Origin of the sequence: Mycolicibacterium arseniciresistens (assembly GCF_030519285.1) — a bacterium.
In the GTDB taxonomy this organism is placed as follows: Bacteria; Actinomycetota; Actinomycetes; order Mycobacteriales; family Mycobacteriaceae; genus Mycobacterium; species Mycobacterium arseniciresistens.
Genome location: NZ_JAUMSQ010000334.1, coordinates 1 through 8,587, shown reverse-complemented (window position 1 = coordinate 8,587; position 8,587 = coordinate 1). Strand labels below are relative to the sequence as shown.

The window sequence follows — 8,587 nt, the reverse complement described above, 5'->3', positions numbered from 1 at the left end:
GCGCAGAACCGTGCGGCGATGACCGGCGGGGCCCCGGTGACGGCGGCCCGTTCGCGTCCTGTCACCACGGGTCACCGGCCGCCCCCGCCGCGGCGGACGTTCTCGTCGGGCCAGCGGGCACTGCTCTGGGCGGCCGGCGTGCTCGGTGCGCTGGCCATCGTGATCGCGGTGCTGATCGTCCTCAACGCCCAGGACCGTCGCGATCAGCAGTCGCCGGCGCCGACGATCACCAACACCATCACCGAGACCACACCTCCCGGATCGGCCCCTGCATCACCGACGGCAATGCCTGGTCAGGGCCGATTCGGAACGGAAAGTCATGTCGACGCGGGATTCGGGGTATCCCTACTCGGCGCGACCGAACGGCCGCCGGTGACTCCTGCGGTACACCAGACACGCGTCTCCGAACACATATGGCTCCCAGAACAGACATGACAACCCCACAGCATCTGTCCGACCGTTACGAGCTGGGCGAGATCCTCGGCTTCGGCGGAATGTCCGAGGTCCACCTCGCGCGCGACAACCGACTGCACCGTGACGTCGCCATCAAGGTGTTGCGCGCCGACCTCGCCCGCGACCCCAGTTTCTACCTCCGGTTCCGCCGTGAGGCGCAGAACGCCGCTGCGTTGAACCACCCGGCCATCGTCGCGGTGTACGACACCGGCGAGGCCGAGACGCCTGCCGGGCCGCTGCCCTACATCGTGATGGAGTACGTCGACGGCGTCACCCTGCGCGACATCGTCCACAACGACGGCCCGATGCCGCCCAAGCGGGCGCTCGAGGTGATCGCGGACGCCTGCCAGGCGCTGAACTTCAGCCACCAGCACGGCATCATCCACCGCGACGTCAAGCCCGCCAACATCATGATCAGCAAGGCCGGCGCGGTGAAGGTGATGGACTTCGGCATCGCCCGCGCCCTGGCCGACAGCGGCAACAGCGTCACCCAGACCGCCGCCGTGATCGGCACCGCCCAGTACCTGTCCCCCGAGCAGGCCAGCGGCAACACCGTCGACGCACGCTCCGATGTGTACTCGCTGGGCTGCGTCCTCTACGAAATGCTCACCGGTGAGCCGCCTTTCGTCGGCGACTCCCCCGTCGCGGTGGCCTACCAGCACGTCCGCGAGGATCCGATCCCGCCCTCACGGCGCCACGAGGGCATCAGCCCCGAGCTGGACGCCGTGGTGCTCAAGGCACTGACCAAGAACCCGGACAACCGCTACCAGACGGCCGCCGACCTGCGCACCGACCTGGTCCGGGTGCACAGCGGCGAGCAGCCCGACGCGCCGAAGGTGCTCACCGACGCCGACCGGACGTCGTTCATGACCGGCACACCGAGCCACGACCGCACCGAGCAGATCAACTACATGCCGCGGCCCGAGCCCCGCGCCGCAGGCAGTGACCGTGGCGGATCGGTCGGACGCTGGCTGATCGCGGTGGCGGTGCTGGCGGTGCTGACGGTGGTCGTGACCGTGGCGATCAACATGTTCGGCGGTGAGACCCGCGACGTGGCGGTCCCCGACGTGCAGGGCCAGGTGTCGGCCGAGGCGATCGCCGAGTTGCAGAACGCCGGCTTCCGGGTGCGCACCCAGCAGGAGCCCAACTCCGAGGTGCCGCCCGACCACGTCATCAGCACCTCGCCGCAGGCCAACTCCGAGGTGGGCGCCGGTGACGAGGTGACGCTCAACGTGTCCACCGGTCCCGAACAGCGCGAGGTCCCCGACGTCCGCGGCGGCACCTACGCCGAGGCGGTGCGCAAGCTCGCCGACGCCGGGTTCGACGAGGTCCAGCAGCAGCCCTCGGAGTCCACGCCGGAGCAGAGCGGCCGGGTGATGGCGACGCTGCCACCGGCGAACTCGACATCGGCGATCACCAACGTCATCACCATTGTGGTCGGCTCCGGCCCGGGATCACTTCCGGTGCCCGACTGCGAGGGCCAGACCGTGGACGTGGCGACCCGCAACCTGAACACCATCGGGTTCACCACGGTGCTCACCGCTCCGGTGGACAGCCCGCGGCCGTCGGGCGAGGTCCTGGCGTGCGATCCGGGCCCCGGGACGTCGGTGCCGAAGAACACCCCGGTCACGCTGCGGGTGTCGAAGGGCAACCAGTTCATCATGCCGAACCTGGTCGGGCAGTTCTGGTCGGACGCGTTCCCGCGCCTGCAGGCACTGGGCTGGGTGGGGCCGTTGGACCGGGCCGCCGACGTGCGGGACAGCGGTCAGCGGCTCAACGCGGTGGTGTCCCAGAGCCCGCCGCCGGGCACCGGCGTCAACTACGACGGATCGATCACGCTGGCGTTCGCTGCGTAGCGGCGGCCACCGCGTCGGCGACTTCGTCTTCCAGCCGGCGCACCAGCGTCTCGTCCGGGGCGCCGCCGCAGTAGCCGAGCCAGTTGGCCAGCATCCGGTGTCCGCCCTCGGTGAGGATCGACTCCGGGTGGAACTGGACGCCGTGGATGGGCAGCTCCGCGTGACGTACACCCATGATCACGCCGCCGGCGGTGCGGGCGGTGACCTCGAGGTCGGCGGGCACCGTGTCGGGCAGGATGGTCAGCGAGTGGTACCGCGTCGCCGTGAACGGATCCGGAAGCCCTTGCAGCACACCGGTGTCGGCGTGGTGGACGACGCTGGTCTTGCCGTGCAGCAGTTCGGGGGCGCGGTCCACGGTGGCGCCGAACGCGACGCCGATGGCCTGGTGACCCAGGCACACGCCGAGCAGCGGGGTGGCCGTCGCGGCGCACGCCCGCACCAGCGGGATGGACGCCCCGGCCCGCTCCGGGGTGCCGGGCCCCGGGCTGAGCAGCACGCCGTCGAAGTGGTCGGCCACCTCGGCGATGTCGGCGTCGGAGTTCAGCCGTTGGTCGTCGTTGCGCCACACCTGCGCGTTCACCCCGAGCTGGCCCAGGTACTGGACGAGGTTGAACACGAAGCTGTCGTAGTTGTCGACGACCAGGATCTGCACGCAGCCAGGTTACCCGGGTGATTTCGCGGGCTCAGCGCCACAGGTGCGGGTGGTACTTCGGGCAGACGCAGTGCGGGTCGTCGAGCGGCGGGTCGAGGACGTCGGCGGCGAACGGCGCCAGGTGCGGCTCGATCCGCAACGCCGAATCGACCACCTCCCGCGTCACCTCACCGCGGTCGTGGAGGGACACCTCGACCCGGGTGGCGCGCACCCACACGAACGCCCGCACGCCACCGATGTCGACGTGGCCGGGCTGCGCGAGGTGCGGCAGATGATCGATCCGACGCGGCAACCTGGCGTACGCGTCGCCGCGGTAGCCGACGCCGGGAACCGGGCGGGGTGCATCGTCGGCGACCGGCGTGGCGTCGAGACCGAGGCCGGCGAGGACCGTCCGCACCTCGGCTTCGGTCGTCGCGCGCACCGCGGCCCGCAGGGAGTCGCCGTCACCGGCGTGGCCGCCGAACGCGCGGCAGAAGCGGAAGTACCGCAGGCTGGGCGCCCATCGCCGCAACTGCTCCGGAGGATGGGTCTCGTAGAGGTAGGCCAGCCAGCGGCCGTCGTCGGCCATCAGTAGCCGATCGGGCCTGCCGGCTTCGCGTAGCGCATCCGTACGGGCTCGGTGTGGCCGACCAGTTCGACGTCGGCACGCGTCTCCTCGGTGTAGCCGAGACCGAACCGGACGACGTACTGCTTGTAGAGGGTCACCAGGGGCGCGGCGGACAGGGCGGCCTGCATGGCGGCCGCGTCGCCCACCGCGGTGACGACGTAGGGCGGGCTGTACGTGCGGCCGTTGAGCAGCAGGGTGTTGCCCACGCAGCGCGGCGCCGAGGTGGCGATGATGCGCTGGTCCTGCATCTGGATTCCTTCGGCGCCTGCGCTCCACAGCGCGTTCAGCACGGCCTGGATGTCCTGCTGGTGCACCACCAGGTCGTCGGGTGCCGCATCGCGCGGGAATCGGCCCTCAGCGTCGCGCTGCGCGTCGTTCAGCGTGACGATCAGCCCGGGCCCGCGCACCGGGTCGAGCCCGGCCTCGCCGGCCAGGGTGTCGGACCGCGCGGTGATCGCGGCCAGCGCAGCATCGGTGCCGGGGGAGCCGCCGTGGTGGGCGTCGACGCGGCCCGACAGGGCGTCCCGCTCGGCCGTGAGCCGATCCACCGACTGCTGTGAGTCGCGCACGAGGTCCACCAGGCGGGGGGCGTCGCTGCGCCGGATCTCGTCGCCACCGGCCACCGTGTGCGTGGCAGCCAACAGCACGCCGGCCAGCAGGCAGACCACCGGGACGCCGAAGCGCCAGGCCGAGCGGCGCTGTCGCTGGTCCATCGGTTGGCCTTTCCGGTCGGTGGCTACGTTAGGCTCTTTGATGCAACTCCATCGTCGCACTGCGTGGTCGGTATCCGCACCGATGACGACGTGTGCGGCGCCGATCGTCCGCGAAGGTACCCATGCCCAAGTCCAAGGTCCGCAAGAAGAACGACTTCACCATCAGCCCGGTCAGCCGGACACCGGTGAAGGTCAAGGCCGGGCCGTCCAGCGTGTGGTTCGTCGTGCTCTTCATCAGCCTGATGCTGATCGGCCTGATCTGGCTGCTGGTGTTCCAGCTCGCCGCGACCAACCCGATCGACACCCCGGGGATGCTGCAGTGGATGGCCGATCTCGGCCCGTGGAACTACGCCGTCGCGTTTGCCTTCATGATCACCGGCCTGTTGCTCACGATGCGCTGGCGCTGACCGGCCCGTCCGACGTTTTGAATTCAAATGATGTTCAGGACGTTACCGCTCCAGCAACGACCAGCCCGGCCAATCACATCCGTGTGATTCATCCCCATTGGGGATAGCACCTGTGGATAGACCCATTCGCAACGGTAAGAGCCCCTTAGGGAGCCATGCAGCAAACTGAGTGGAGCCCCTCCACCATGGGGATCGTCGCATGCGGCATATTCGGCCTTATGATGGCTGCGGCCGCTGTGACCCTCATCACAGACGCGCCCGGACGTGTCCTCACCGGCATTGCCGCGGTGGGATTGCTCACGTTTGCAAGCATGTCGTGGCGCGCGCGCCCGAAACTGGCAATCACCGGCGACGGGCTCGCGATTCGCGGGTGGATGCGCACCCAGATCCTGCAGCGGGCCGACATCAAGCTCATCCGGATCACGGAGTTCCGCCGCATCGCACGCACCGTGCGGCTGCTGGAGATCGAGACGGCCGACGACCGGCTGCAGGTGTTCACCCGGTGGGATCTGGGGACGGATCCGCTGAGCGTGTTGGACGCACTCACCGAGGCCGGTTACGCCGGAAAATAGCCGGCGAGCAGACATGAATTCGCACTCCCACCGCAGCGGGAGTGCGAATCTGCGTCTGCTCGGCTAGGAGACGGTGACCGACTCGATCACGACCGGCTCGGTGGGGCGGTCGCTGCGATCGACGGCCGTGGTGGCGATCGCGTCGACGACCTTCTGCGACTCCGGGTCGACGACCTCGCCGAAGATGGTGTGCCTGCGGTTCAGGTGCGGTGTCTTGCCGACGGTGATGAAGAACTGCGAGCCGTTGGTGCCCGGGCCCGCGTTCGCCATGGCCAGCAGGTAGGGCTTGTCGAACTGCAGCTCGGGGTGGAACTCGTCGGCGAACTGGTAGCCGGGTCCGCCGCGGCCGGTGCCCGTGGGGTCGCCGCCCTGGATCATGAAGCCGTCGATGACGCGGTGGAAGATGACGCCGTCGTAGAAGGGTCCGGACGTGCTGCCGGACGCGTTCTCGCCGCTGTAGTCCTTGGTGCCCTGAGCCAGCCCGACGAAGTTGGCGACGGTCTTGGGTGCGTGGTTACCGAACAGTGCGATCTTGATGTCGCCGCGGTTGGTGTGCAAAGTCGCGGTCGCTGTCTGAATGGGGCTCGTCACGGGAAGTCAGTGTGCCATCCGCCGATCGGGCGCGCGCACGCCACCCACCGTCGCGGCAATGCACGCCGCGACACCGACGATGATGGCAGGGTGGAGCGCACCGTTGCACGGCCGCAGAGAGGGCAGAGATGAGTTCGAAGACCGATGCGCGTTTGGCCCCGCGTGAGCGCCTGGCCCGGGGCCTGAAGTACTCCGCGGTGGGGCCCGTCGACGTCACCCGGGGCGTGCTCGGCCTCGGCGTCGACTCGGCGCAGTCGACCACGGCGACCCTGCGCCGTCAGTACCGCAAGAGCCGGTTGCGCAGGGAGATCGCCGCCGCGCAGAGCGCGATCGCCGGAGAGCTCGCCGCCGCTCAGGAAGTGGTGGTCAACCTCCCGCAGGTGCTGCAGGACGTGCGCACACCGCCGCAGCGGCGCCGCCGGCCGTTGGTCGTCGCCGCCGTCGCCGCCGCGGTGCTGGCCGGTGGAGCGGTGGCCTTCTCGGTCGTGCGCCGGAACAACAAACCCCAGCCGTCGCCGCTTCCGCCCAGCGTCGAGGTGACGCCACGGCCGTGACGGCTCAGCGCACGTTCCGCGCTCTCGCGAGGGCCGCTTCGGTCCCGAGCTCGCTGCGCGCCTCCGCAGACTCGACGTAGGTCCGCAGGTAGCCGTAGAGGACGCGGGGATCGAGGTCGAACCTGCGGCAGTCCACCTCGATCATCGGTACCGGCGGGAGGCGATCGATTCGCCAGAGTCGTGTCGTGTACCGGCGGTCCCAGTCGGCGTTGGTGTAGCCGATGACGAGGATCGTCGGGTGGCCGTTGAATGCGGGCGTGATGCCCGCGATGGCCGGCCACTCCAATCGTGACTCGAAGCTCCATCCGCGATGGGCGATGCCGCTCGCGGAGAGCGTCACTCCACCACGCCGGATGCGGCCGAAGGCCGCCGCCGCTCCGAACGAGCCGAAGAAGAGCCCGCCCGCCGCCAGCAGAGCGGTCGCGGCGGCAGGCCCGCCATGGCGCTGGCGGACGAACACGTCGACGGCTGCCATGAGACAGAAGGCGGCGCAGCACGTCGTCAACGAGACCAGCAGCGCGAACTGGACTCCCGAGCAACGGATCTCGGTCGCCGGGACGCCACCCCGCTCACTCACCGTCCGCAGCGCCGCGGGGAGCCCGACACGGCGGAACCCGATGGCCGCTCCGAGCGCCGCCACGAGAGCCATCGCGAGTGCGAAGAGTAGGCAGTATCGGGTCGCCACGACGTTCCCGCCGAGCGCGGCCGCGACTGCGGTCGCGCAGGACACCGCCGCGATCGTGAGCGTTCCCGCGATCGCGAGGCGTTCCCGCACGCCGCCTGTCGTGTCCGCCCAGCCGTCGGGCAGGTCTGGACACTCAGGGCTCGGGTGGCTCAAGCCGGCGACTTCTCACCCAGCGCGGCAGCCAGCTCAAGCTCACCGAGCGCGGTGTAGGCACGGACGTACTTGGCGCGCAGCTCGCTCCGCGTGGGTTCGGGGAGCTGCGCCAGGCGGGCGGGATCGGAGTTGTCGGCCAGGTCGGCCAGCTTCACGACGCGGGCCAGCGAGTGGACGTCGATGGCCCGGTAGTAGTCGGCTTCCGGAACGTCGTCACGACGCGTCAGCAGAATCACGCAGTCGACGACGGACTGGGGGATGCCCTCGGCGAGGAGGTCGGCCGCAGTGATGGGGGAGTCCTCGATGACGTCGTGCAGCAGCGCCGCCGCCTTCGCCTCCGCCGTGCCGACACGTCCGGCGACCCGCCGAGGGTGGGCGATGTAGGGCCGACCGAGCTTGTCGACCTGCCCGAGGTGGGCGCGACCGGCGATGTCGTCGGCCTTCGCGATCAGAGCGGCATCGGACAGCACCGAGACAGCCATGCGCCGCACCTCTTCTTGATCACGGTCACACCAGGGGAGTGGAGCCTAGGAGATTCGAACTCCTGACATCTGCCTTGCAAAGGCAGCGCTCTACCAACTGAGCTAAGGCCCCTCGCGGGTTCAGGCCGGGTGGTCGACCGAGTGCCACACCTCGGGTCCGTGACGCGAACGCCACACCACGGTGGCGACGGCCGCGGCTGTCGCCATGGCGATGACCACCACCAGCTTCATCGGTGCCCCTTCCGTGGGCGCCCACCGGCTGTGCCGGCCCCGTGGGCCTAGGAGGACTCGAACCTCCGACCTCTTCGTTATCAGCGAAGCGCTCTAACCACCTGAGCTATAGGCCCGTAATCGCATACGGCCGAGCGGGAAGATTACCGTAATCCAGCCGTCGGCCCCAAATTCAGTCCCGGTCGGCGAGCGTGACCTCGACGCCACCGACGAGGTCGGTGGTCAGGTTGTAGATGAACGCGCCCGCCGTCGCCATGGCCGACAGGATCACGATGTTGACCAGGCCGATCAACGCCGCGCCGCCGAAGATGGTGCTGCTGGACACCAACTCGCCGCCGGTGCTGCCGCTTGCGCTGGTCAGCAGGTCGCCCACGTTGCTGTTGAGCTTGCTCCACACGCCCATGCCGCCGAGCACCAGGTACAGGAACGCCACGGCGATCATCCACACGAAGAACAGCGCCACCGACAGCACCAACGACACCTTCAGCGCGCTCCACGGGTCCACCCGGCGGATCTGCATGGTGGCCCGCACCGGGCCCTTCGGCTTACTGCTGCCCACGTGGACGCGGCTCGTCGGGGCCGACGTCCGCGGCGCCGGTTCGGCGGGCCGGTCCGTGCCGGTGCGCCGCTG

General features: G+C 69.6%; 11 protein-coding genes, 2 tRNA genes and 1 pseudogene. 5 read left to right on the top strand and 9 right to left on the bottom strand.

The window, feature by feature from the left end; translation table 11 throughout:
• Both Q2100_RS27620 and pknB read left to right on the top strand, forming a co-directional pair.
• Positions 1-435 (top strand): annotated as a pseudogene (locus Q2100_RS27620) (serine/threonine protein kinase); the annotation flags it as partial.
• Positions 432-2,309: a Stk1 family PASTA domain-containing Ser/Thr kinase gene (gene pknB, locus Q2100_RS27615; RefSeq protein WP_302916611.1), complete on the top strand. Its 1,878-nt coding sequence runs from the start codon at positions 432-434 to the stop codon at positions 2,307-2,309. The pseudogene Q2100_RS27620 and the gene pknB, both read left to right, overlap by 4 nt.
• Here pknB and Q2100_RS27610 read toward each other — a convergent pair.
• From Q2100_RS27610 to Q2100_RS27600, 3 genes are read right to left on the bottom strand one after another with little or no spacing between them, the layout of a single operon-like run.
• Positions 2,287-2,961: an aminodeoxychorismate/anthranilate synthase component II gene (locus tag Q2100_RS27610; RefSeq protein ID WP_302916610.1), complete on the bottom strand. Its 675-nt coding sequence runs from the start codon at positions 2,959-2,961 to the stop codon at positions 2,287-2,289. The two genes, pknB and Q2100_RS27610, sit on opposite strands and share 23 nt — an antisense overlap.
• 31 nt (positions 2,962-2,992) lie before the next feature.
• The gene (locus Q2100_RS27605) at positions 2,993-3,529 is read right to left on the bottom strand and encodes a hypothetical protein (RefSeq protein WP_302916609.1); all 537 of its coding nucleotides are present in this window, start codon (positions 3,527-3,529) and stop codon (positions 2,993-2,995) included.
• Complete coding sequence (locus tag Q2100_RS27600) at positions 3,529-4,281, bottom strand: DUF881 domain-containing protein (RefSeq protein ID WP_302916608.1); 753 nt, start codon at positions 4,279-4,281, stop codon at positions 3,529-3,531. Before Q2100_RS27600 ends, Q2100_RS27605 begins: the two co-directional genes overlap by 1 nt.
• Positions 4,282-4,403: 122 nt before the next feature.
• Here Q2100_RS27600 and crgA point away from each other — a divergent pair, with 122 nt between their 5' ends.
• Together crgA and Q2100_RS27590 are read left to right on the top strand one after the other, a co-directional pair.
• Positions 4,404-4,688 (top strand): cell division protein CrgA, encoded by a 285-nt coding sequence (crgA, locus tag Q2100_RS27595; protein WP_302916607.1) that lies wholly within the window; start codon positions 4,404-4,406, stop codon positions 4,686-4,688.
• A 155-nt stretch (positions 4,689-4,843) separates the two neighbouring features.
• A complete protein-coding gene (locus Q2100_RS27590; protein WP_302916606.1) occupies positions 4,844-5,260 on the top strand; it encodes a PH domain-containing protein in 417 nt (138 codons plus the stop codon).
• A gap of 63 nt (positions 5,261-5,323) precedes the next feature.
• On the opposite strand, the gene Q2100_RS27585 is transcribed toward Q2100_RS27590, so the two are convergent.
• Complete coding sequence (locus Q2100_RS27585; RefSeq protein WP_264012280.1) at positions 5,324-5,851, bottom strand: peptidylprolyl isomerase; 528 nt, start codon at positions 5,849-5,851, stop codon at positions 5,324-5,326.
• A 128-nt stretch (positions 5,852-5,979) separates the two neighbouring features.
• Here Q2100_RS27585 and cwsA point away from each other — a divergent pair, with 128 nt between their 5' ends.
• Positions 5,980-6,405: a cell wall synthesis protein CwsA gene (gene cwsA, locus Q2100_RS27580; RefSeq protein ID WP_302916605.1), complete on the top strand. Its 426-nt coding sequence runs from the start codon at positions 5,980-5,982 to the stop codon at positions 6,403-6,405.
• A 4-nt stretch (positions 6,406-6,409) separates the two neighbouring features.
• Here the strand turns inward: cwsA and Q2100_RS27575 are convergent, their stop codons facing one another.
• The 5 genes from Q2100_RS27575 to Q2100_RS27555 form a co-directional block, all read right to left on the bottom strand.
• A complete protein-coding gene (locus Q2100_RS27575; protein ID WP_302916604.1) occupies positions 6,410-7,180 on the bottom strand; it encodes a hypothetical protein in 771 nt (256 codons plus the stop codon).
• 59 nt (positions 7,181-7,239) lie between these two features.
• Positions 7,240-7,725: a guanosine-3',5'-bis(diphosphate) 3'-pyrophosphohydrolase gene (locus Q2100_RS27570; protein WP_302916603.1), complete on the bottom strand. Its 486-nt coding sequence runs from the start codon at positions 7,723-7,725 to the stop codon at positions 7,240-7,242.
• A 39-nt stretch (positions 7,726-7,764) separates the two neighbouring features.
• Positions 7,765-7,837 (bottom strand) — tRNA-Ala (locus tag Q2100_RS27565).
• 161 nt (positions 7,838-7,998) lie between these two features.
• A tRNA-Ile gene (locus Q2100_RS27560) sits at positions 7,999-8,072 on the bottom strand.
• A gap of 56 nt (positions 8,073-8,128) precedes the next feature.
• A partial coding sequence (locus tag Q2100_RS27555) for a DUF3566 domain-containing protein (RefSeq protein ID WP_302916602.1) occupies positions 8,129-8,587 on the bottom strand: 459 nt, incomplete at its 5' end.